This is a genomic window from Viridibacillus sp. d25.2, assembly GCF_055456015.2.
The window spans coordinates 1,226,543-1,249,447 of record NZ_CM196652.1 but is presented as its reverse complement, the minus strand read 5'-3'; the positions used below and the strand labels follow the sequence as shown (position 1 = coordinate 1,249,447).

At 36.2% G+C, this 22,905-nt stretch carries 21 protein-coding genes and 1 other annotated feature; of the genes, 2 read left to right on the top strand and 19 right to left on the bottom strand.

Annotation, left to right across the window (positions count from 1 at the left end; all coding sequences use genetic code 11):
- Nucleotides 1–55: 55 nt before the first annotated feature.
- The 7 genes from ACZLO7_RS06155 to ACZLO7_RS06125 all read right to left on the bottom strand — a co-directional run bounded on the left by ACZLO7_RS06155 (nucleotide 56) and on the right by ACZLO7_RS06125 (nucleotide 9,351).
- A complete protein-coding gene (locus ACZLO7_RS06155; protein ID WP_464938113.1) occupies nucleotides 56–2,362 on the bottom strand; it encodes a glycoside hydrolase in 2,307 nt (768 codons plus the stop codon).
- Nucleotides 2,363–2,399: 37 nt separating this feature from the next.
- A complete protein-coding gene (locus ACZLO7_RS06150; RefSeq protein WP_464938114.1) occupies nucleotides 2,400–3,644 on the bottom strand; it encodes a sensor histidine kinase in 1,245 nt (414 codons plus the stop codon).
- Between the two features lie 118 nt (nucleotides 3,645–3,762).
- Nucleotides 3,763–4,410 (bottom strand): response regulator transcription factor, encoded by a 648-nt coding sequence (locus ACZLO7_RS06145; protein WP_464938115.1) that lies wholly within the window; start codon nucleotides 4,408–4,410, stop codon nucleotides 3,763–3,765.
- Nucleotides 4,411–4,510: 100 nt separating this feature from the next.
- A complete protein-coding gene (locus ACZLO7_RS06140) occupies nucleotides 4,511–5,347 on the bottom strand; it encodes a metallophosphoesterase (RefSeq protein ID WP_464938116.1) in 837 nt (278 codons plus the stop codon).
- Nucleotides 5,348–6,602: 1,255 nt separating this feature from the next.
- The gene (argF, locus tag ACZLO7_RS06135; RefSeq protein WP_464938117.1) at nucleotides 6,603–7,568 is read right to left on the bottom strand and encodes an ornithine carbamoyltransferase; all 966 of its coding nucleotides are present in this window, start codon (nucleotides 7,566–7,568) and stop codon (nucleotides 6,603–6,605) included.
- Between the two features lie 137 nt (nucleotides 7,569–7,705).
- Nucleotides 7,706–8,794: a M42 family metallopeptidase gene (locus ACZLO7_RS06130; protein ID WP_464938118.1), complete on the bottom strand. Its 1,089-nt coding sequence runs from the start codon at nucleotides 8,792–8,794 to the stop codon at nucleotides 7,706–7,708.
- A gap of 71 nt (nucleotides 8,795–8,865) precedes the next feature.
- Nucleotides 8,866–9,351, bottom strand: coding sequence for a dUTP diphosphatase (locus ACZLO7_RS06125; protein WP_464938119.1), 486 nt, complete (start codon nucleotides 9,349–9,351; stop codon nucleotides 8,866–8,868).
- A gap of 84 nt (nucleotides 9,352–9,435) precedes the next feature.
- Here ACZLO7_RS06125 and ACZLO7_RS06120 point away from each other — a divergent pair, with 84 nt between their 5' ends.
- A complete protein-coding gene (locus tag ACZLO7_RS06120) occupies nucleotides 9,436–9,813 on the top strand; it encodes a sigma-w pathway protein ysdB (protein WP_464938120.1) in 378 nt (125 codons plus the stop codon).
- Between the two features lie 416 nt (nucleotides 9,814–10,229).
- On the opposite strand, the gene ACZLO7_RS06115 is transcribed toward ACZLO7_RS06120, so the two are convergent.
- The 4 genes from ACZLO7_RS06115 to hmpA form a co-directional block, all read right to left on the bottom strand.
- On the bottom strand, nucleotides 10,230–10,490 hold the full coding sequence (locus ACZLO7_RS06115; RefSeq protein ID WP_464938121.1) for a DUF1294 domain-containing protein: 261 nt from the start codon (nucleotides 10,488–10,490) through the stop codon (nucleotides 10,230–10,232).
- Between the two features lie 110 nt (nucleotides 10,491–10,600).
- Nucleotides 10,601–12,064 carry a DUF5776 domain-containing protein gene (locus tag ACZLO7_RS06110; protein WP_464938122.1) on the bottom strand — a complete coding sequence of 488 codons (1,464 nt, stop codon included), beginning with the start codon at nucleotides 12,062–12,064 and terminating at the stop codon, nucleotides 10,601–10,603.
- A 260-nt stretch (nucleotides 12,065–12,324) separates the two neighbouring features.
- On the bottom strand, nucleotides 12,325–12,531 hold the full coding sequence (locus tag ACZLO7_RS06105) for a DUF5776 domain-containing protein (protein WP_464938205.1): 207 nt from the start codon (nucleotides 12,529–12,531) through the stop codon (nucleotides 12,325–12,327).
- A 70-nt stretch (nucleotides 12,532–12,601) separates the two neighbouring features.
- Nucleotides 12,602–13,786, bottom strand: a complete 1,185-nt coding sequence (gene hmpA, locus ACZLO7_RS06100) for an NO-inducible flavohemoprotein (RefSeq protein WP_464938123.1) — start codon at nucleotides 13,784–13,786, stop codon at nucleotides 12,602–12,604.
- Between the two features lie 168 nt (nucleotides 13,787–13,954).
- Here hmpA and ACZLO7_RS06095 point away from each other — a divergent pair, with 168 nt between their 5' ends.
- Nucleotides 13,955–14,398, top strand: coding sequence for an RrF2 family transcriptional regulator (locus ACZLO7_RS06095; protein ID WP_464938124.1), 444 nt, complete (start codon nucleotides 13,955–13,957; stop codon nucleotides 14,396–14,398).
- 165 nt (nucleotides 14,399–14,563) lie between these two features.
- Here ACZLO7_RS06095 and rplT read toward each other — a convergent pair whose 3' ends face one another.
- From rplT to nrdR, 8 genes are all read right to left on the bottom strand, one after another.
- A complete protein-coding gene (gene rplT / locus ACZLO7_RS06090; protein ID WP_038187728.1) occupies nucleotides 14,564–14,923 on the bottom strand; it encodes a 50S ribosomal protein L20 in 360 nt (119 codons plus the stop codon).
- A gap of 54 nt (nucleotides 14,924–14,977) precedes the next feature.
- Complete coding sequence (gene rpmI, locus ACZLO7_RS06085; RefSeq protein WP_038187730.1) at nucleotides 14,978–15,178, bottom strand: 50S ribosomal protein L35; 201 nt, start codon at nucleotides 15,176–15,178, stop codon at nucleotides 14,978–14,980.
- A 37-nt stretch (nucleotides 15,179–15,215) separates the two neighbouring features.
- Complete coding sequence (gene infC / locus ACZLO7_RS06080) at nucleotides 15,216–15,722, bottom strand: translation initiation factor IF-3 (protein ID WP_038187731.1); 507 nt, start codon at nucleotides 15,720–15,722, stop codon at nucleotides 15,216–15,218.
- 366 nt (nucleotides 15,723–16,088) lie between these two features.
- Nucleotides 16,089–17,276: an iron-containing alcohol dehydrogenase gene (locus ACZLO7_RS06075; RefSeq protein WP_464938125.1), complete on the bottom strand. Its 1,188-nt coding sequence runs from the start codon at nucleotides 17,274–17,276 to the stop codon at nucleotides 16,089–16,091.
- A 247-nt stretch (nucleotides 17,277–17,523) separates the two neighbouring features.
- Nucleotides 17,524–19,458, bottom strand: a complete 1,935-nt coding sequence (gene thrS, locus ACZLO7_RS06070) for a threonine--tRNA ligase (protein WP_464938126.1) — start codon at nucleotides 19,456–19,458, stop codon at nucleotides 17,524–17,526.
- A 161-nt stretch (nucleotides 19,459–19,619) separates the two neighbouring features.
- Nucleotides 19,620–19,861: a binding site (T-box leader), on the bottom strand.
- Between the two features lie 75 nt (nucleotides 19,862–19,936).
- Nucleotides 19,937–20,881, bottom strand: coding sequence for a primosomal protein DnaI (gene dnaI, locus ACZLO7_RS06065; protein ID WP_464938127.1), 945 nt, complete (start codon nucleotides 20,879–20,881; stop codon nucleotides 19,937–19,939).
- Nucleotides 20,868–22,304 carry a replication initiation and membrane attachment family protein gene (locus ACZLO7_RS06060; protein WP_464938128.1) on the bottom strand — a complete coding sequence of 479 codons (1,437 nt, stop codon included), beginning with the start codon at nucleotides 22,302–22,304 and terminating at the stop codon, nucleotides 20,868–20,870. Before ACZLO7_RS06060 ends, dnaI begins: the two co-directional genes overlap by 14 nt.
- A gap of 14 nt (nucleotides 22,305–22,318) precedes the next feature.
- A complete protein-coding gene (gene nrdR, locus ACZLO7_RS06055) occupies nucleotides 22,319–22,786 on the bottom strand; it encodes a transcriptional regulator NrdR (RefSeq protein ID WP_427750461.1) in 468 nt (155 codons plus the stop codon).
- Nucleotides 22,787–22,905: the final 119 nt, after the last annotated feature.

Here is a 22,905-nt window from a genome sequence, read left to right as displayed (position 1 = left end):
AAACGATGGGTATTTAGTATGTTTATGATTAGTAACAATACAATCTATTTTACGCTTACTTTTTTGGTGTATAAATGGATTTATCCTTTCCATCAATTATTAATACTGATTTCCCGGGTATTTTTTCTCCTTGAGCGATGGTTTCATCTTCAGAGAAATTGGCTATTACACTCAAAGCTTCTCCATATTCAGTCATCTGAACTAATCTGTCATCTGAGAGAATTTTATAATCTGTCATTTCTTCCTTTATTGCTTTTTTGCTGAAATTTGTCCACACTTTAGAATGGTTCATTATTGTTTCTTTGTACTTTTCCCACTCGTGTTTATCAATATGATAAAGAGGGGGTACATTGTAAAGTATTTCATACAGCATTCTATTTTCAATTTCATCTTCTATTTTTAGAGTTCCCCATCCCCACCAATATGTCGTAATTACTGAATCGTTGTAAACTAACTTATATAATGGAATGGTGTAGTTTGAATCCAAAAATAGTTTCTTGTACTTATCCTTTACAGGTATTTGTTTAGAAAATAGTTCTGGAACTCCGCCAGTACTCGAATAGTATCTTCCTACATAATAATTACTCTCTTTATTTTTGCCCATATCCTCATCCATCCAGGAAAATGAGGGGGTTTCTATTCCATGTGCAAAAGCAATCGTTTTGTTAGCAAAATCATTTCCGCCCTCAGTTCCGACTACCATTCCCCATTCTTTTTGTAGATACTCCATTCTCTTAATTCGAGCTTGGACATCTTCTGCTTCAGTAGTAGTATGTTCTGGTGAATAGTCATCAAAGATTTCTCCAGTACCATCTGTATCTAAAAACCATGAGTTAAATGGTAAACCAGTATTTAAGATCGACGTTACTCTTTCTTTCACACTTGGCATTGCTAATGTCGGATTCAACTTTCTACCTACACCTTGGAATCCTTCAATTTTACTTCCATCTTTTTTAGTGACGGTTGCGTTTTCAAAAAGTGAAGTGTCCTTAAATTTAGCCGTTTCCCACTGCTCTTTACCTGGTTCATGGATTGAATGATACGAATCGTAAGTACCGATTAAATATCCCTGATTTTCTGCTTCTTTTACTAACTCTGGTTTAATAAAGCCTTCTTGCCAGTCATCTAAACCGATCCATAAATTTGCTAACCCTGAATGCTTCATATCCTTTATGACATCTATTGTATTAGCATCTGCCCACTTTTCTATTGGATCCACTACGTTACCAAGCTCGCTTTTTAATAATCTCTTATTAAGTTCAATTAATTCTACTGGATTTAATTTGTCTATTTTCTTATTTATTAACTTTTGAATTTCTTTATCCTCTTTAGTAAATACTTCCGGATTGTAAAATTCTTTTAGTTGCATGACAGCACTTAAGCTTTTTACTATTCTATTTTTTGTATATTTGTCTACGTAATCGTAAGTATTTAAATCATCATACGCAGCTGCAAGCTCTGCCCCATCTTCAACTTTAGTAGTTAATAACTCCTGAATCCATAATTTCAGCTTATCAGGGAAACTACTTCTCAACCTTGCCCATTGTATATTTTCTTCTGAAATTACAATTCTGTCCCAAAAATAAACATGAGGAGCACCATAAAGTTTTTCAATATTATTATTTTCTTTAGCCTTCTCATTCAAGGATTTAAAGTCACCTTGCTCAATCAAATAATTTTTATAAGTTTTGGCAACATGTACTGGATTTTTTTTCGTTAAATATATTCTAAAACCATATTCCTTCTGTTGATTGATAGACGGAAACTCATGATTAAAAGTAAACTCTATATTTTTCTTTGTATCAAAAGAAATTTCATTATTGTAGGGATTTTTAATAATATATACTAATGAATATTCATCTTTATCGACCGCAAAAAACTGCATGGAGAAAGATTCAACCAATTTCATTTTTTCTTCATTTAGATGGTCTTTCCAAACTGGATCATCGCTTGGAATGTACTTACCTTGATTTAATGGGAGTAGGTATCCATTACCTTTCACTTTCGGCCAAGCAAACGTATTTTCATTGTCTTTACTGGATTTGATGGTTACATCTACAAACTTTTCTTTCTTTTCGATATCAATATCAAGATCCTGTTCTGCATAGGTCCAGCTAATATTATCTTTACTGTCTTTTAAATTTGAAACTTTCATTTTCTCCAATGGTTCTGATACCTTTTCCTTAGTTCCATTGGATTCCACCTCAAGCGTAAAGGTTTCCGGATCTACACTAAAGTTAAAATCTAAATTATCTTTTTGCGTGTAGACCACTTTGTTTGGCCTTTTTTCTTTGCTAGCGCATCCTATAAGAAAACTAATAGCAAAGACTACAATTAACATGATAGATATTATTTTTTTCATGTATCGCACCTCCTAGTCTTAGACTAACTCGGGCTTGTTACACGAATGTGACAAAAAACTCTAACTTATTATTTTTTAATTCAAATCCATAATCCACATTGTGATTATCTAAAATGGTCTTAATAATAGGCAAACCCAATCCTGTTCCAGAAAGCTCCTTACTTCTTGATTTTTCTAGTACATAGAAAGGTCTCCAAATATTTTCTAAATCATTTTCATTCATTTCACCTATCCCGTTAGCAATCGTCAGCTTCACGGCATTATTGGTTTTCTTTAAAGCAATTTCAATATTCTTGTCATAGGAATATTTAATGGCATTCGTAATTAAATTATCGAGGACAATATCGATTCCTTCTTTTTCAGCTTGAATCAAATATTCTTTGCTCGCATCTACATTTAGTGATAAATTAATATCGTATTCCTGCAGAATCAGCTTGTACTTCTTTGTCATTTCAATAATTCTTTTACCTATATCAAAAGTAGATTTGTTTAATGCACCATTCTCTAGTGCTGTCCAAAACAATAGCTTCTCTATTAGAGCATTCATTTTCTCAATTTGTTCTTCAATGGTGTCTCTGTAAGTACCGTCATCCAGACCGTCCGATATTCCTTGTTCATATACTTTCACTAATGATAGTGGTGTTTTCAACTCATGGGATATATCTGCCATTAGCTCTTTCAAACGCTTATTTTGACTATTAATTTCTTCATGAGCTTTTTCTAATTTTCCACTCATAATGTTTATACTTTTTGCTAGCTCTCCTACTTCATCATTTGTCATTATCTCTTCTTTCCTAAAATTTAAGTTGGCTATATCATGAGATAAATTTTCCAAGGATTCTAATGGTCTTGTAATTTTGTTGGATATAATCACTACTAAAAAGACAATTAACATGACAGAAATGGACATCAAAACAATATTAAATCTATTTATTATGGAAATAGTATCTTCCATATGCGGCAAAGGTAATCCAATTGCGATTATATAATTATCTATTTTCATAAATTTAGTCAAAACTTTATATTTACTCATCCCTTGGTCGTATATCTTATTTACGCTTTTTTCTTGCAACTTATCCAACGTCTGTTCAGTAAGCCAAAATTTGTTTAGCTTTATTTTTTTCTTGTCAAATTCCATAATTATTCTTTCATTAATTTGATCCAAACTTCCACTTACTTCTGAATAGACAATAGTAATAGCGTATTTCTCTTCTATCTTTTTCAAATCATTTAAAAGGTTTTTCTTAGGCTCCTTGAGTATATCGCTAGACGCCTTATCCAAAACCTTTCTTTGCTCATGAATGTAATATCTGTCTACCAAAAATATATTTGCTAGTATCGAGAATATATAGATGCAAATTACTACTGATGATATACCAATAGAAAATTTATTTCTTATTTTAATCTTCCTTCACCTCCAGGCAGTATCCAATGCCTCTATAGGTTTTAATTAGGTCATCTCCAATTTTAGTTCTTAATCTTCTGATATGAGTATCTACAGTTCTATGATCCCCCTCATAATCCAAGCCCCAAACTAAATCAATCAACTTATCCCTTGATAAAATCACGCCTTTATTTTTTATGAAGAAAAGCAATAAATCATATTCTATCTTTGTTAGTTGGATAGGTTCTTCTTGTTTATATACTTTCTTTTCACTCTCTTTGATGAGAATATCTTTCACTTTTATTTCTTCACTCATATTCAATAGCTTTTTTACTCTTAAAATTAAAATACGCGGATCAAATGGCTTTTTAATATATTCATCAGCTCCACCATGTAAGGCGTGTATTTCATCTTCATTTTGCCCTTTTGCTGTTAATATTAGAACTTTAGTTTGACTGTTTTCCTTAATATATTTGCATACTTCTATTCCATCAATTTTAGGCATCATCCAGTCTAAAATTGCTAGCTCAATCTTAGTTGTTTCAAAAATATCTAACGCTTCCTGTCCATCTCCAGCTTCTAGAATATTAAATCCTTCATCTTTTAAATAGGCTGAAAGTATTTTAACCATATGCTGTTCATCATCTGCAATTAGAATATTCATTTTCTGCTCTCCTTTCCGATTTCATATATAGGTAAGCGTCAAATGATTCCCACCTAGCGCAAAGAGGGTATTATTTGACGCTTATCTTTTAAAAGTCATTTTATAAAGTTATGTTAAACACCGATACTTCTGCAGGGTTCCAAAATCGAACTGGTATCCTTGTAGTACCAATCCCGCTATTTACATATAGATACTTATGGATTCCAAGTTGATATAACCCTTTGGTATATTTCTCTGCAAGTGGGGGCGTATATATAGCACCAATTACTGGGACATCAACTTGTCCACCGTGACTATGCCCTGCAAGTGCGACATCAATATTATCATCTTCTACCTGGTCTATAAGGTCCGGCTGATGTAATATAAGAAGGTTTATCCCCTCACCATTTGTACCAGCATATGCTTTTTGAACATCAGGATTTCCAAGCATCCCTTCATCCAATCCTATAACATTTATTACTTTTCCATTTTCAAGATCTATAACGCTACTTTCATTAGTCAGTAATTTAAATCCAGATGAGCTCATTATCTCTTCATAAAACCTAACTCCACCGCCTCCACGGTCATGGTTTCCCCATACTGCATAATTCCCATATTTACTACGTAGTTTGCCCAATATTGCACTTATTTTTGACCTATCTTCAAATTTAGAAGGTACATCCATTAAATCTCCTGTAAAAGCTATTACATCAGGTTTAAGTCCGTTAATTTTTTCTACAAGCTTCTCAAGTTGCTCTAGCGAATAATTCGGGCCTAAATGCACATCTGAAAATTGCACTACCTTTAATGAACTTTCTCCTCCCTCTACGAGTTCCAGTTCATATTCCTTTGTGATCAGGCGTTTCGGCTCAATCTTAAATGCATATATGACGATTCCCGCTACAATTATACTTAATACAATTAGGCATTTTATAATATTAAAAATTAATCTTTTCATACTTTCACTACCATTCTAACGTATTATTAATAACTTTATCTAAGGTCAATTCCATAGTTATTTGTGTCACAAGCCAGACAAGGCCCCCAATCTTCACCCTTTATAGTTAACAACTTTTGAATCAACACCAAAACCAAAATCTATATTTTCTACTTTCGAAAAGACCTCGTGGATTAGACTAAACCAAATCTGTTACGCGAATGTTACATACTCAAATCTATTCCGGATAGTTCCTTTGGGTTTGGAGAAGCGTTCGCTCGACGCCTGCGGGATTAGCGAGACAGTCGAGACCCTTCAGGAGCGTAGCGACGAAGCGGCTCGGCGCTCGCCTGCGGAAAGCGAGCGGTAAGCTCCGGAAAACCTGATCTATCCTGTATAAGAATACAAAGACTGTAGAAAACTCTTTTTTTTCGAGTTTGTCTACAGTCTAACATCTATTAAAATGAATGAGTAAATAGAAAAGTAGAGGGTAGCACTTTATTGGTTTGGAGAAGCGTCCGCTCGACTCCTGCGGGATTAGCGAGACAGTCGAGACCCTTCAGGAGCGTAGCGACGAAGCGGCTCGGCGCTCGCCTGCGGAAAGCGAGCGGTAAGCTCCGGAAAACCTGATCTATCCTGTATAAGAATACAAAGACTGTAGAAAACTCTTTTTTTCGAGTTTATCTACAGTCTAACATCTATTAAAATGAATGAGTAAATAGAAAAGTAGACGGTAGCACTTTATTGGTTTGGAGAAGCGTCCGCTCGACTCCTGCGGGATTAGCGAGACAGTCGAGACCCTTCAGGAGCGTAGCGACGAAGCGGCTCGGCGCTCGCCCGCGGAAAGCGAGCGGTAAGCTTCGGAAAACCTGATCTATCCTGTATAAGAATACAAAGACTGTAGAAAACTCTTTTTTTCGAGTTTGTCTACAGTCTAACATCTATTAAAATGAATGAGTAAATAGAAAAGTAGACGGTAGCACTTTATTGGTTTGGAGAAGCGTCCGCTCGACTCCTGCGGGATTAGCGAGACAGTCGAGACCCTACAGGAGCGTAGCGACGAAGCGGCTCGGCACTTGCCCGCGGAAAGCGAGCGATAAGCTTCGGAAAACCTGATTTATCCTATATAAAATAAAAAGACTGTAGAAAACACTTTTTTTCGAGTTTGTCTACAGTCTAAGTACATCACTGTTAGTAGTGATGTACTTTTTTAAATATATGAAACATGTAACCTTATACACTTTTTGTTAATGACAGCATCGTTTTCAATTAGTATCTACCCTAAGATAGAAGCTAAAACTGCTTTTTGAGCATGAAGACGATTTTCCGCTTGTTCGAAGATAAATGAGTTCGGTCCATCAATAACAGATGTCGCTACTTCTTCTTCACGGTGGGCTGGCAAGCAGTGCAAGAACATATAATTTGCTTTTGCATTCGCTACTAATGCATCGTTAATTTGATAGTCTTTAAAGTCTGCTAAACGTTTTGCAGCTTCCTCTTCTTGCCCCATAGAAGTCCATACATCTGTATAAATCACATCTGCATCTTTTGCTGCTTCAGCAGGATCATATGTGAATAATACAGTACTACCATTTACAGCTGCAATTTCCGTTGCTTTTCTCATGACTGCCTCACTTGGTTCATACGCTTTAGGTGTTGCTACAACAACATTCATTCCAACATGTGCAGCAGCTACTACTAATGAATGGGCTACATTATTTCCATCACCAATATATGCTAGTTTTAAGCCCTTCACATAACCTTTTTCTTCTGCAATTGTTTCAAGGTCAGCAAGTGCTTGGCATGGATGAGCAAGATCTGTTAGCCCGTTAATAACAGGAATAGATGCGTGTTCAGCGAGTTCTTTTACCATTTCATGTGAATTTGCACGGATCATAATTCCGTCTAAATAACCTGATAATACATGCCCAGTATCATAAATAGATTCTCCACGTCCTATTTGCAAATCGCGAGCATGCATAAACATACCTTTTCCACCCAGTTGATTCATACCTACTTCAAATGAAATACGAGTACGTGTAGAATGCTTTTCGAAAATCATCCCTAACGTTTTCCCTTCTAATAACGGAGGGCATTTCCCTTCTTTAGTAATAGTTTTCAATTGAATGGATAAGTCTAGTAAGCTCTGTACCTCTTCACTTGTATAGTCTACAAGTGAAATTAAATCTTTGCCTTTTAAGCTTTCTACTAATTTTAGCTGCACTAATTCTAAAAGTTTCATATATGATCACTCCCAATTGTTTTATTGTTAATGACCATTATACATATGCATAAATATTAAATCAATTGCATTTTTATGTTTTTTTCTAAAAAATTAAAATCCTTTACTCACGTGAGCAAAGGATTTTAATATAAACCTTATTCAAAGATGATTTTATTTACTGTTTCACGGTCTAATTTCTTAATTACTTCAATGATTAATTTGACCGTGTTTTCAAAGTCATCACGATGTAAAATACCTGCATGTGAATGAATATAACGTGTTGCAATACCGATTGATACAGATGGTACACCATTAGCAGTTATGTGAATTGCACCTGCGTCTGTACCGCCTCCTGGAATGCTTTCATATTGGAACGGGATGCCATTTTCATTTGCAGTATCCACAACAAGATCACGTATACCTTTATGTGCAATCATCGAAGCATCATAAATAATAATTTGTGGACCAGCACCGATCTTGCTTGTCGATTCTTTTGATGTAATTCCTGGTGTGTCACCAGCAATACCTACATCAACTGCAAAACCTATGTCAGGTTGTATTTTATGCGTCGCTACTTTAGCTCCACGTAAACCAACCTCTTCTTGGACAACACCACATCCGTAAACAATGTTCGGATGTTTTTCGTCTTTTAGCCCTTTTAATACTTCAATTGCAATCGCACAGCCGATACGGTTATCCCATGCTTTAGCAAGTAAATGTTTTTCGTTTTTCATCACTGTAAATTCAAAATAAGGTACGACCATATCACCAGGAGTGATCCCCCACTCTTCCGCTTCTTCTTTTGAAGTAGCGCCAACATCAATGAACATATCTTTGATTTGGAAAGGTTTGTTGCGTACTTCTGCTGGTAAAATATGCGGTGGTTTAGAACCAATTACACCAATAATCGTTTCACCTTTACGCGTAATGATTTGCACGCGTTGTGCTAGCATTACTTGTGACCACCAGCCACCGATTGTTTGGAATTTCAAGAAGCCTTTATCGTCAATTTGAGTGACCATGAAGCCAACCTCATCTAAATGGCCGGCTATCATAACTTTAGGTCCGTTTGCATCACCCACTTTTTCAGCGATTACTCCACCTAAATTATCACTATCCATTCTGTCAGCAAAAGGTGCGATGTACTTTTTCATTACCTCGCGTGCTTCACGTTCATTACCTGAAGCAGCACGTGCGTCAGTTAGTTCTTTTAACATTGTCAAAGTCTCATCCAATTGTTGCATTATTTCGACCTCCTAAATATTCGAATCTTCAACTATTATAATTCAATAATAGTCAATTTTCAAAAAATATTCTAGTATCCATTGCGCTGACGTTCATAATTTTTTTCATTTTTTTCAATATACGCTTGCACGATATCATCAGCTGTAAAATCTAATGCATTTGCCAGTGCCCCATATAAAATCCACGCATCTTCATATTGCGCTCTCTCGGGCTTAAGAATGAAGTTTAGAACTGCCCCCTCCGTCTGGATGAAGAGATCTGTCAAATCTCCTTCACGACATGCTATTGGCCACTCTACTAAATCATCGAAACCCTTCATAATACCTAATGATAATAAAAAGTGAATAGAATCTACAAACTCTTCTAAAATCACTGAACGCTCAGAAGGTCCCTTTGTGCTCCAAAATTTAAAGCAACGTGTTTCATTTGCAAGCTCACCTAGCTCAACAAGTAACGCTAACCCTTTTTCACGGAATACATCCTTTGTAATTTGTTGTGTTTCTTCAATAAATGCATCAAGTTGTTGCTGCATTGTAAAAAGTTTTTGTAAATTCATTATAATTCCCCTAACATTTTTGAAACTTTTCTATCTCTTCTATCGTATAGGAAAGAATAATGTTTGTACAAGGGGGAACTGTAGATGCTTGTTCTCATTCGTGTTTTATTAGTTGTGCTCATTTTATATGTCATGTATAAAGTCATTCGCTACTTTTTTAATCCAAAGCGAAAATTTGATGATGCGGTACAACGTAGAAGCTACTACTTCTATGATGATTCAAAAAACGCACGAAAGAACTTTTTTATTTCTTATAAAGGCGCTATGTTCGAGGGTGAAAAGTATCTAGGATCAGCTAATGATACATTAGATGTTGTATCCATCTTCATTGATACAAAAAATGTAATGGAACTCCAAGGTTTAAAGAAAGATGATTTTCTATTTTTAGAAAGCGAAATCCGTTGCCACTATCCAAATGCGACAATTAGTTGGAAAAATCCAATTGAACAATTGATGAAGTAAAAAAGTACTATCTTTTTAAGACGGTACCTCAGACTGCAAACAAACTTGAAGAAATTCGGTTTGTCTACAGTCTTTTTTATTTTATAAAATATATAGAAATAGATAAGACTGTTGATTTCCGCTACGGTGGACGCTTTCCGCGGGCGGGCGCCAAGTCGCTTCGTCGCTATGCTCCTGCAGGGTCTTGGACTGTCCCGCTTTTCCCGCAGGAGTCGCCACCTTCGCTCCAATCAACTACACATGTAATATAAACAAAACAGTTAATGAAAAATAATAATAATAAACCCTAAAAGAAAAAGAGTATCTTAACTAACCAAAATATATAAAAATAACAAAAGACATTCAGGATAGTACCATTCTGAATGCCTTTCGTCGACAAGCTGAGGTACCGTCTATTTATGACGGTACTTTTTTTATTAATAAATAGCTAGCGAAATGACAGCATAAATTACCGCAATCGCCGGTAAGCCAAATACAAAGGAGGTATGTTGCGTTTTATGACGAAAAATTCGCATACCGATATACGAACCTATTCCCCCTCCAAAAAGCGCAACGAGCCATAAAGTCCTTTCTCTAATACGCCATTCATGATTGATAGCCTTTCTTTTATCATAACCCATTAAACTAAAACCAATGGCAGACATAAGTAGTATCCAATAAAGTATAATTGCACTCATCTTATTCTCCTTCCAGAGACATATTTTTGTTATAAAAAACACACAATCTAATTGCTGTGTTTTTTTACTGATTATTACAATTATATATACTTATACGAATACTATACTAATTATTTTGCTGTTACATAGGTTTTCTTCGCTGTAATATAATAACCATTCGTTAATTTTAATCGTGGGGTACCATTCGTTCCGTATGCAATACTACTTACTTTGATAGTAGATCCTACAGCAATTGCTTGTCCTCTATTGGCTGCCGTAAAAGAAGTACTTTTATATTGATATACTTTCTTAGTAACTTTTACTTGGCCAGGGTTACTTGTCAAATAGTCATAATAGTTAGTTGGTAGCTTTAATACGTAGTCTTTATTTGCAGTGATATATGAGCCCGATGTCGTTATTAATCTCGGAGTACCATTCTTCGTATACGCAATGTCTTTAATACTTAAAATCGTATTCTTTTTGACACCTGAAATTTTATTACTAGATGTAAGATTTACGCTCTTGTATGCATTTAATCCTTTTTTCACAACAATATTTTTTGGCACTGTAGTGTAGTACTGATCAATATTACTTGTTACTTTTAAAACAAATTTTTTGTTCGCGGAAATATATTTACCATTCGTTAATTTTAGTCGCGGAGTACCGTTTGCAGTTTTAACAATACCTGAAACTGATACTATAGAATTCTTACTTAATGCCGCACCTTTATTTGCAGTTGTAAAACTTGTGGAACTATATTGATAGACCGTTTTCTTCACTACTACTTTTTTAGGGTTAGTTGTATAATACTCATCTTTCCCTGCTGTGTCAGTTTCAGCTTCTTCTGTAAAGAAATGCAGTGGTGTATTTGGATTTAAACGATTTAAATCCACGTAAGTTGGAATACCAGGAACAACTCCCTTATCTGTATATTGCCATAGGTTATAATTATAAGCTGGAACAGTATTTGTATTGTTGTAACGCGGAATCCAAACAAAATCAAATTTTGACGTATCAATATTTAAATTTTCATATAAATGGTGCGCAATGTAGACACCTATTTTTTTATCTGTTTTAGTACGCAGTTGCTTCACGTATGCGTTGATAATTGTACGCATACTTTCACCAGATTTACTCGTATTTTCTTCAACATCTAATACATAAAATTTAGCATCTTTACTAGCACGGTTGTAAAAAGAATTTGCCTCTGCTTTCGCATCTTCTGTAGATTCCGCTAGGCTATATGAATATACACCAAAAGGTACGCCGTATTTGAGAGCACCAGCTTCATATTCCTTGTGTTTTATATCTTCTAAAATTGAACCATATTGGGTGCGGATAATAACCAGATCTAAATTCTTACTTGCTGTCGCCCAATCAATAGTTCCTTGCCATTTCGAAATATCCGCAATAACCGGTTCCGCCGTAGCACGTAATTTCAAATTAGATTTTGCCTTCACTTCAGGTTCGGTTTCCCACTTTGTTTTGCTATCTGGATTAGCAGGTCCTAATTCATTTGCCGAAGTGGTTTGCACGGCAAAAAAACTTACAGCGACTAAACAGAATAGCATTGTTATAAAACGTAGTTTTTTCATATTTTGTAGCTCCTTATGTATTTTCTTGCTATTTCAATATGTGAACAATCTAGAAATAGCCAGCTTAAGCATAACAAAGTCTATATAACAAATTGAACACAACTCTAAATCATTTCCTTTACGAACTTTAAATTCCTCTAACAGTTGTATATCATAACAGTTGCAAAATGTTATATTTCACAAACAAAAAATGAAACTAAAAGAAAAACAATGAAAGGGAACTACACTCCCCCCATTGTTTTATTTTCCCCTATCAACTATTACTGCACATAGCTTTTATTTGCAGTAATAGTTGATAGTTTAAGTCTTGGCGTACCGCCTTTTGTATAGACAATTGCAGATACTTTTAGCATTTTACCTTTCGCTATTGCCAAATCTCTATTTGCCGAAGTTAAAGAAGTACTTTTATATTGATATATTTTCTTTACTGCCTTTACTTCTCTAGGTTTAAATTCATATGACTTTATTAATACCTCTTCGTTTGCTACATAAAAATGCCATTAATAGATTTTACACTACTAACGGCATTTGAGGTTCTTATGCTTTTATCTCTAATTGCATGGCTGGTCCGAAAAATTCATAATGTACTTGCGATTCTTTGAAACCTAAAGTATATAAGTCATTGATAACCGCTTCCATAAAACTAGCTGGACCACATACATAAACGTTGCTACCTTCAGCTACATGTTGCTGTATAAAAGCACTATTGATAATACCATTGTGTTCATCAGAATTTAATTTTAAATACTTCGCATTTGGCATTTCCGCTAATAATATATCAATTTCTTTTTCAAATGCATGGTAGTTTTCTGAACGAGCGCAATGGATAAAAGTTGTCTTGCGATCAGCATCTGTAGTTTTAATTGTTTCAAACATACTCATTAAAGGTGTAATACCTACGCCACCACTAATGAATGCAACCGGTGCTGTTGAAGACATATCTAATTGGAAATCACCAGCTGGAGCACTTACTTGTAATGTATCTCCCTCTTTTAACTGTTCATGTAAATAAACTGATACGACTCCATTTGGATGTCCTTCATCTTCACGCTTAACTGAAATTCGGTATGCATCTTCACCAGCTGCTTGCGATAAGCTATATTGGCGATTATGCAAGTACTTTTCGCCTGGAATTTCAATTTGTACTGTAATATACTGACCTGGTTTATATGCAGGTAATTTTTTACCATCAGCTGGTTTTAAGTAAAAAGAAACGATTTTTTCGTTTTCCTTTACTTTTTTTGCTACCACGAATTCTTTAAAGTAGCGCCAACCACCTTCTTGAGCTTCTGCTTCTTTGTACATCACTTCTTCTGTTTTGATAAATGCATCAGCAATTACGCCGTATGCTTCTCCCCATGCTTGGATAATTTCATCTGTTGCCGCATCTCCAAGAACTTCTTTAATAGCTTTCAATAAAAATTCTCCAACAATTGGATAATGCTCTGCTTTTATGCCTAAGCTACGGTGTTTATGAGCAATTTGTTTTACAACAGGTAAAATGGCTTCTAAGTTTTCAATATGCACTGCGGCTGCATAAACAGTGTTTGCTAAAGCAGTTTGTTGACGCCCTTTTGCTTGATTTGCATGATTAAATATATTCAATAGTTCAGGATGTACTTCAAATAGATTACGGTAGAACACTGTTGTAATGGCCTTACCATGGACTTCCAATACTGGTGCTGTCGATTTTACAATTTCCATTGTTGATTTAGATAACATATCAAACACTCCTTTTCTTAACTGTCTATAATTTACGCCTATTTCTAATTTAAAGCAATATCTAAAATACATCTTTAACACAAAAGACACATTTGAAATACATCTTTTAATTTTTTTAGACACAATTCAATGCCATGTTATAATATAAAAGAAATGGTGGTGAACCAAATGCGTTTAACTTTGTATACAGATTATTCTCTACGTGTCCTATTGTATCTAGGCGCAAGAAACATTGAAGATCTCTCTACAATTAAAGAAATTTCGGATGCTTATGGTATTTCTAAAAACCATTTGATGAAGGTAACGCACGAACTCGGAAAACTTGGTTATATTGAAACTGTTAGAGGTAGAGGTGGGGGTATCAAATTAGCGTTAAAGCCAGAAGATATTGTCATCGGAAAATTAGTCCGACAAACCGAGGAGGACTTTTACCTTGTAGATTGTTTTAATCCAGAATCGGTGGGCTGTATTATTTCACCTGTCTGCAGTTTAAAGGGTGCCCTAAATAAAGCATTACATGCATATATTGCAGTTCTTGATGAATATACTTTAGCTGATTTTCTGCACTCAAAAGAGGAATTAGCTGCACTGTTATTTCCTGACCAAAAATAAAAAGAGATAATCTCCTTAATCAAAAAGCGATTAAAGATTATCTCTTTTTTATTTGAAAAAAATGCACACAATTGCACATGCTATACTTAAGTTTATTTTCCTCTAATAAAAAACTCATGAATCATAGATTCATGAGTTTTTATAAATCACGCTAGAAAGCATGAATTATTTTGCGATTGCTTGTTTAGCAGCATCTGCTAATTGAGCAAATGCTTGTGCATCAGTTACTGCTAAATCAGCTAACATTTTACGGTTAACTTCGATTTCAGCAAGTTTTAAACCGTGCATTAAACGGCTGTATGAAAGACCGTTTACACGAGCTGCTGCATTGATACGAGTGATCCATAATTTACGGAAATCACGTTTCTTTTGACGACGGTCACGATATGCATATTGACCTGACTTCATTACTGCTTGGTTAGCTACTTTATAAAGAGTATGTTTAGAACCGTAGTACCCTTTAGCTAATTTTAAAACTTTTTTACGACGCTTGCGCGTTACTGTACCGCCTTTTACGCGTGGCATAGTGATTACCTCCTGCTATTCATATAGAATGAATTTGTATGTTTTCGAATCGAATTATTTCATGTAAGCAAGTAGAGACTTGATACGTTTGTAGTCTCCTGAAGAAACTAATTGACCTTTACGTAGGTGACGTTTCGCTTTAGTAGATTTGTTTGCGAATAAGTGGCTACCAAATGCGCGGTCACGTTTTAATTTACCAGTACCCGTTCTTTTAAAACGTTTCGCAGCACCACGGTGAGTTTTCATTTTTGGCATGTCGAATTCCTCCTAAACTGTTCGTGTAACTATAAAATTACTCTTTTTCGTTCTTTGGTTGTAAAACTAAGAACATGCTACGGCCTTCCATCTTCGGTTTAGATTCAACCGTAGATACTTCGGCACAAGCTGCAGCAAAGCGGTCTAATACACGTTGGCCAATTTCTTTGTGCGTAATTGCACGACCTTTAAAGCGAATAGATGCTTTAACTTTGTCTCCTTTTTCAAGGAACTTAATGCCGTTACGTAATTTCGTTTGGAAATCGTGTTCATCGATAGATGGGCTCAAGCGAACCTCTTTCATCACGATAACTTTTTGATTTTTACGTACTTCACGGTCTTTCTTTTGTTGCTCGAATTTAAATTTACCATGGTCCATAATACGAGCGACTGGCGGTTTGGCCTGAGGAGCCACAAGGACAAGATCCAGATTGGCGCGTTCGGCAATCTCCAAAGCTTCGTTACGTGTCTTAACTCCTAGCTGATCACCGTTATGGTCGATAACACGAAGTTCACGTGCGCGAATACCTTCGTTTACATACATGTCTTTGCTAATAACAATCCACCTCCAAATAGTGTCGCGAATACATGGTTTGGGCTAGTTGCCCGATGATCGGTACGAATATTTCGATGTCCACAAAAAAACGAGCGGACATAGTCGAAATGTCCGCCCGCCGATATATGTACACGCCTTAATGCGTGATCCGTTCTATCATGTAACCTGTAAACATCAACTGATGAGTCAAACAGGTGAGAAGCGGGCAGCCTCTTCTTCAACCACAAACTTTGTATTCATTAACCTTTATAACTTTATCATGTCTATTTGATGTTGTCAATGGTTCACTCAACATTTTTGAAAGGAAAAGTATCTACGCTTAAAATGAACGTAGATACTTCTAATTTGGTTATATTAAATATTCATTAAAACCTGCTCTTTAACCGGGAATTTGCATGCATTACGAATAATTTCTTGAACTTGGTCTACTGTTGGTTTACGTGGATTCGATGCGGCACAAACATCTAGCATCGCATTTTTTGCTAATATTTCAATGTCTTCATCCTTCGCACCAAGTTCCGCAAAACCAGCTGGAATTCCTAAGTCTTTTGATAAACGCTCAATCGCAGCAATAGCAAGATCGGCTGCATCACGTTGGCTTAATCCTTCTACATTTTCACCTAAGTGTTTAGCAATTTCCGCAAAACGATCTACTTTTGCCACTAGGTTGAAACGACATACATGCGGTAATAAAATCGCATTACATACACCATGTGGTAGATCATAAAAACCTCCGAATTGGTGTGCAATTGCATGGACATAGCCAAGTAAGCCATTATTAAATGCCATACCTGCTAAAAATTGTGCATATACCATTTGTTCACGAGCTTCCATATCTTCACCGTTCGCTACAGCACGAGGTAAGTATTCTACTACTAACTGCATCGTCTTTACTGCACACGCATCTGTAATTGGTGTAGCTGCAGTAGATACAAAAGATTCAATCGCATGTGTTAATGCATCCAGACCGGTAGCCGCCGTTAATTGTGGAGGCATACCAACCATTAACTCAGGATCATTAATCGATGCAAGTGGAGTAACATGCTTATCGACAATCGCCATTTTCACTTTTCTTGTTGTATCAGTAATAATAGTGAACTTCGTCATTTCGCTTGCCGTTCCAGCAGTTGTATTAACAGCAATAAATGTAGGTAATGGATTGCTTGTTAAATTGACACCTTCATAATCCGCAATTTTACCACCATTCGTTGCTACAATACCAATGCCTTTTGCCGCATCATGCGCACTACCGCCACCTAATGACACAATCGCATCACAGCGTTCGTTTTGGTATACTTCTAATCCTTCTGCTACATTATCCGTAGGGTTTGGGACAACTTTAGGGAAAATTGCTACTTCCACACCAGCGTCACGAATAATTGTTGCTAGTGTTTCGGATAAACCTAGTTTGTGTAATCCCTCATCTGTTACAAGAAGTGCTTTTTTTACTTTGTAGCCCTTTAAACGACTACCTACTTCTTGAATTGTCCCAGCTCCAAATAAATTAATAGACGGCATATTAAATTCGCTTTGTACACCCATGGATAATTTCCTCCTCAGACTCAAATGGTTTGTAATTACATGCAATAACTACTTTTCAAGTATCATCCATAATTTCAGTATTCTCAACTTCTAATTTTGGCAGTTGTTGTCTTTAAAAACAGAAATAATGTAATTCAAAGCAAATGTTTTATCAAAAAATAGCAGATGATATTATTTGAATTATACGCATATAAAAAAGTTGACTGAACATTTCTGCACCAGTCAACTTTTGCTTATTAGATATTATTTATTCAAAAGAAACGTCAGCTTTTAAATTCGCTAAGAAATCTTCAATCGCAATGCTTTCAGAATCTTGAGAGCCGTAGCGACGTACATTTACACTACCGGCTTCTAATTCTTTATCACCTAGTACTAGCATGTAAGGAATTTTCTTCATTTGTGCTTCACGGATTTTATAGCCAAGTTTTTCTTCACGGTCATCCATTTCAACACGGAAGCCTGCTGCTTGAAGTTTTTCTTCTACTTGTTTTGCATAGTCGAAGTGAACTTCGTTTGATACAGGAATGATTTCCACTTGTACTGGCGCTAACCAAGTTGGGAACGCACCTTTGTATTCTTCGATTAAGAAGGCTACAAAACGCTCCATTGTTGATACAACACCACGGTGGATTACAACCGGACGATGTGGTTTACCATCTTCACCAACATAGCTTAAGTCGAAGCGTTCTGGTAATAAGAAATCAAGTTGAACAGTTGATAAAGTCTCTTCTTTACCGATTGCAGTTTTTACTTGTACATCAAGTTTTGGACCGTAGAACGCTGCTTCACCTTCAGCTTCGAAGTAATCTAAGCCTAGCTCATCCATTGCTTCTTTTAGCATGCTTTGCGCTTTTTCCCACATTGCATCGTCATCGAAGTATTTTTCAGTATCAGCTGGGTCACGGTAAGACAGACGGAATGAGTAATCATTTAAGTCGAAGTCTTTATAAACACCAAGTACTAATTCTACTACACGTTTAAATTCTTCTTTAATTTGGTCTGGACGAACGAAAATGTGCGCATCATTTAGAGTCATACCACGAACACGTTGAAGTCCTGATACAGCACCTGACATTTCGTAACGGTGCATTGTACCAAGTTCAGCGATACGTAATGGTAGGTTACGGTATGAGTGCATTGACGATTTGTAAACCATCATATGGTGAGGACAGTTCATTGGACGTAATACAAATGTTTCGTTATCCACTTCCATTGGTGGGAACATGTCATCTTGATAGTGTGCCCAGTGTCCTGAAGTTTCATATAGCTCTTTAGAACCTAATACTGGAGTGTATACATGTTTATAACCAAGAGACAATTCTTTATCTACAATATAACGTTCGATTGTACGACGGATTGTAGCACCATTTGGTAACCATAATGGTAGACCTTGACCTACTTTTTGAGATGTAGTGAATAATTCAAGTTCTTTACCAATTTTACGGTGATCACGCTCTTTTGCTTCTTCTAACATTTGAAGATGCGCTTTTAAATCGTCCTTTGTGAAGAATGCTGTTCCATAGATACGTTGTAGCATTTTGTTATCTGAGTTACCTCTCCAGTATGCACCAGCGATTGATAACAATTTAAATTCTTTAATTTTACCTGTAGATGGAACGTGTACGCCACGGCAAAGGTCGAAGAAGTCACCTTGTTCGTAAATAGATACTTGCTCATCAACCGGTATAGCTTCAATTAGCTCTAATTTATATTCATCATCAATTGCAGTGAAGCGTTCGATAGCTTCATCACGTGAAATGTCTTGGCGAGTAATAATGATGTTTTCAGATATAATTTTTTTCATTTCTTTTTCGATTTTAGGAAGATCATCAGCAGTGATTGGTTCCGGTGAGTCGATATCGTAGTAGAAACCACCTTCAATTACTGGACCTACTCCAAGTTTTACACCCGGGAACATACGTTTAACAGCTTGTGCTAAAAGGTGAGCTGTAGAGTGACGCATTACTTCTAATGCTTCTGCATCTGAAGGAGTTACGATTGCAATGTCACCGTCTTCTTCTAAAGGTGTTGTTAAATCTACTAGTTGTCCGTTGAATTTACCAACGATTGCTTTTTTACGAAGTCCCGGACTAATTGATTGAGCAATTTCTTCAGTTGTTGTACCTTTTGCATATTCCTTAACTGCGCCGTCTGGGAATTTTAAATTAATCATGTCTGCCATTTTGTAATCTCCTTTTAATTTTATTTATTTTTTTATTTACGAGAGGTTTAGGGCCCGCACGATGCGGGTCACGCAGTCGTTGCCACAAGATGTGGCGTTTTTAGACTGTGTCCCTTTAAACGAGCCACTACAGCATTTAGGCATAAAAAAGCCCCATCCCAAAAAGGGACGAGGCTGTATTCTCGTGGTTCCACCCTTCTTCCTTCTACTGCCTACAATTAAAGAATGCAGGTATAGACGAAGCTCTCGATCGGCTAACAGGCCGTTACCGTCGACAATTACTACTACTTTCACTGTCGCAGCTCCAAGGGGGTAAATAATTTGCCGTACTAAGAAGCTTCCAGCCTAGGCTTCTCTCTCTAAAAGTCGTACAAAAAATTGTTGTCCTTTTCAAAGCATTTTTTATATTATGACTGAAAGTATACGCTCGATTAAGTTGAAAATCAAGTAGGAAAAAGAGCCATCAGCAAAGATATAACTATTTCTGATCTCTTCTATTTTGACCACTCATTCGAATTGGTGTCGTCAATGCTTTAATACGCTCCATAATTCGAGAGGCTTTTAACATATCACGATCACCTTTTTGGTTATATGCTAAATGGTCCTCTAATTCATCATATCCAAGATTCGATGTGATGAATGTTGGCAATTGTTCCGCCATTCGGAAATGCAAAATAGTTCCTAGAATTTCGTCACGTGTCCAACTCGACAACGTTTCTGCTCCTAAATCATCTAGCATTAAGACAGGTGCCTTTTTCACAAAATCGATTTTCTCTTGTAAAGATTGATCTTGGATTGAACCTTTCATTTCACGTAAAAATTCGGGTACAAATACTACAACCGATTTAATTTGTAAAGTCGCCAGTTCATTTGCAATAGCGCCTAACACAAAAGATTTACCTACACCAAATTCACCGTATAAATAAAACCCTTTATGAGGCAGTTCACCGGTTTCTTTAAATTCACGCACAAAATCAGCTGCTCTATTAGCGATATTCACGCGTGAATGATCATCAATCATCAAGTCTTTGATTGTAGCCTTTAATACTTCCTTCGGCATATGCATACTTGCAATCATTGAAGCCGTTTTACGACGCTCGTCATCTATACGTTTTTGTTGACATGGCGTATATTCGACTTCGATTGAATCGCGGATAATTGATAATATTGGCACAAATCCTTTTAATACATTTTGACATTTTGCAACGGATACACATTCATCACAATCATGTTTTTTGTCTGTGTATTCATATAATTTACCTAGACCACGGTCTACCATGTCTTTGTTTACTTCTTGATCATTGTCAGCTAAAAATTGCTGGACACCTTTATTTTCAAGAATTTCCCGCTTCATTTGCTCGTACCGTTCTTGAAAAGTTTGTGAATCCATCACTTTTCTAAGTTGATTATTAATCGGTTCCATGTGAATCCACCTGCCCTTCTTCTATTCCTAGTTTTTCGAGAATTTTACGTCGTTCCTCTTCAAAATCGGTATTGCTTTTAACTGCTTCTTTTGATGTTTCTTTTACAGTAACTTCTTTTTTCTGTTTCTTTTCTTTATTTTTATTAAACCAGTCAGGTACTTTTTCTTCTCGCCCACCGCTATAGCGTTTTTTCGCCACTGGTTTTTGCTCAGCTGTTTTCCATTCCATATACTGCTTATGCTCTTTACGCGCTAAATCCATTGCTTCTTTCGCCGTTTTCACACCTTTTCGCATCCAATGCGATGCAATCTTTTCGACATAATTTTTTGTTAACTTCATATCTGTGCGTAAAAGAACATACTGAAGTAAGGCATTTACAACACCTATAGGCATTTGATATTGGAGGACAAGGTTTTGGGCAAGCTGAATGTCAGCAGGGATTGGTTCTTTTCCATCGGCAATATCACGTAAGACATCAATTGGAGCAGTTGTTTCTAAATAATGAATCAATAACTCTTCCTTCGACTGTACAGCTTGCTCTTTTTCACTCTTTTTCTCTACTTCTTTAACTGCTGATTGGAAAGCATGTTGCATAGCAGGTGGTTCTGTAGAAACAGTCAATTTATAATAATCAGCTGCTGTTTTCTTTAGTCTTGACTCGGATAATATCATATGATCATCTAAAGCGAGCATAACAACTTTCTGCATATCTAATGGTGTTAAATGATATAAAAAAGCTAGCTTCGCAATCGTTGCATTCGCTTCAGCAGTAAGTGCTGAAGATGGTACGAGTTGTTCCGACAATCCAGCTCTAAGTAGAGAAAAGTCAAAATCCTCATAGTTAAATGGTAATTCTTTAGGCTTCTCTTTTTCCTCAACTGTTTGCTCATTCGCAAAGGATGGTAAATGATGCTGAACAGGACGATAAACATCTGTAAATGTTCGTGACACTTCCTGATAGCCATCATTTGATGGACCTTTTTGAACAAAACGTTGGCGCAATTGTCTATAGGCTTGTTCACCAATTTTGCTAAATAAAAACATTGATAATAATGGATCATTAAAAAAAGCTGATGCTTCTAAAGGGGGCAATACGTCGTACATAAACGAGCGTACATCCTCGGAATCCTTACGCCAAGTGCGCATTAAACCAATAGCTTCTAACGCGATGCGTGACTCGAAAATTTTAGCGATCGGCATGTCAAGCGAATTCATTAAATGGTAATGTGATATTTCGGCTTCAGTCGCACTTTCCCCTTCAGCCCAAAGCATGAAATATAAACTAATGGGTTCAGCACCTATTAACGGCTGATATAGCAGTGTAATAAGCTGGCGATCATAGCTCGATACAGGAAATGGCATTCGAATGGATAATCGATCAACAGGCTGTATTTCTTTATATAAATGCACCACGATCACCATCCTCCATATCGCATTTATTTGTCATCGGATTGTCTTTCTATTAATTCTTTTAATTCGTCAATAAAGACATTGATATCTTTAAATTGTCGATATACAGAAGCAAATCTTACATAAGATACTTCGTCAATTTTCGCTAGGCGATCCATAATCATTTCACCGACGTCTTCTGTCTTCACTTCAGAATTACCAATTCTACGTAGATCTTGTTCTATAGCAAATACTAATTCCTCTAATTCATTAAGGGCTACCGGGCGTTTTTCACACGCTCGAATAAGGCCTCGCAAAACTTTTTCACGGCTAAATTCCTCACGTGAACCATCTTTTTTCACGACAATTAATGGCATTTCTTCAACTTTTTCAAACGTAGTAAAGCGATATGCACATGACTCACATTCTCGACGCCTACGGATTGCCTTATTGTCATCTACCGGTCTTGAGTCAATAACTTTTGTTCCATTAAACTGACATGCTGGACATTTCATATTTTTTCTCTCCTGATTGCAAAACATTTTAGTTTATCTATTATATCAAATAATGCCTTAAAAAATCGAAAAAATGCAGTGGAAATTCTCTAATGCATGATAAAAATACTGTTTTAGGA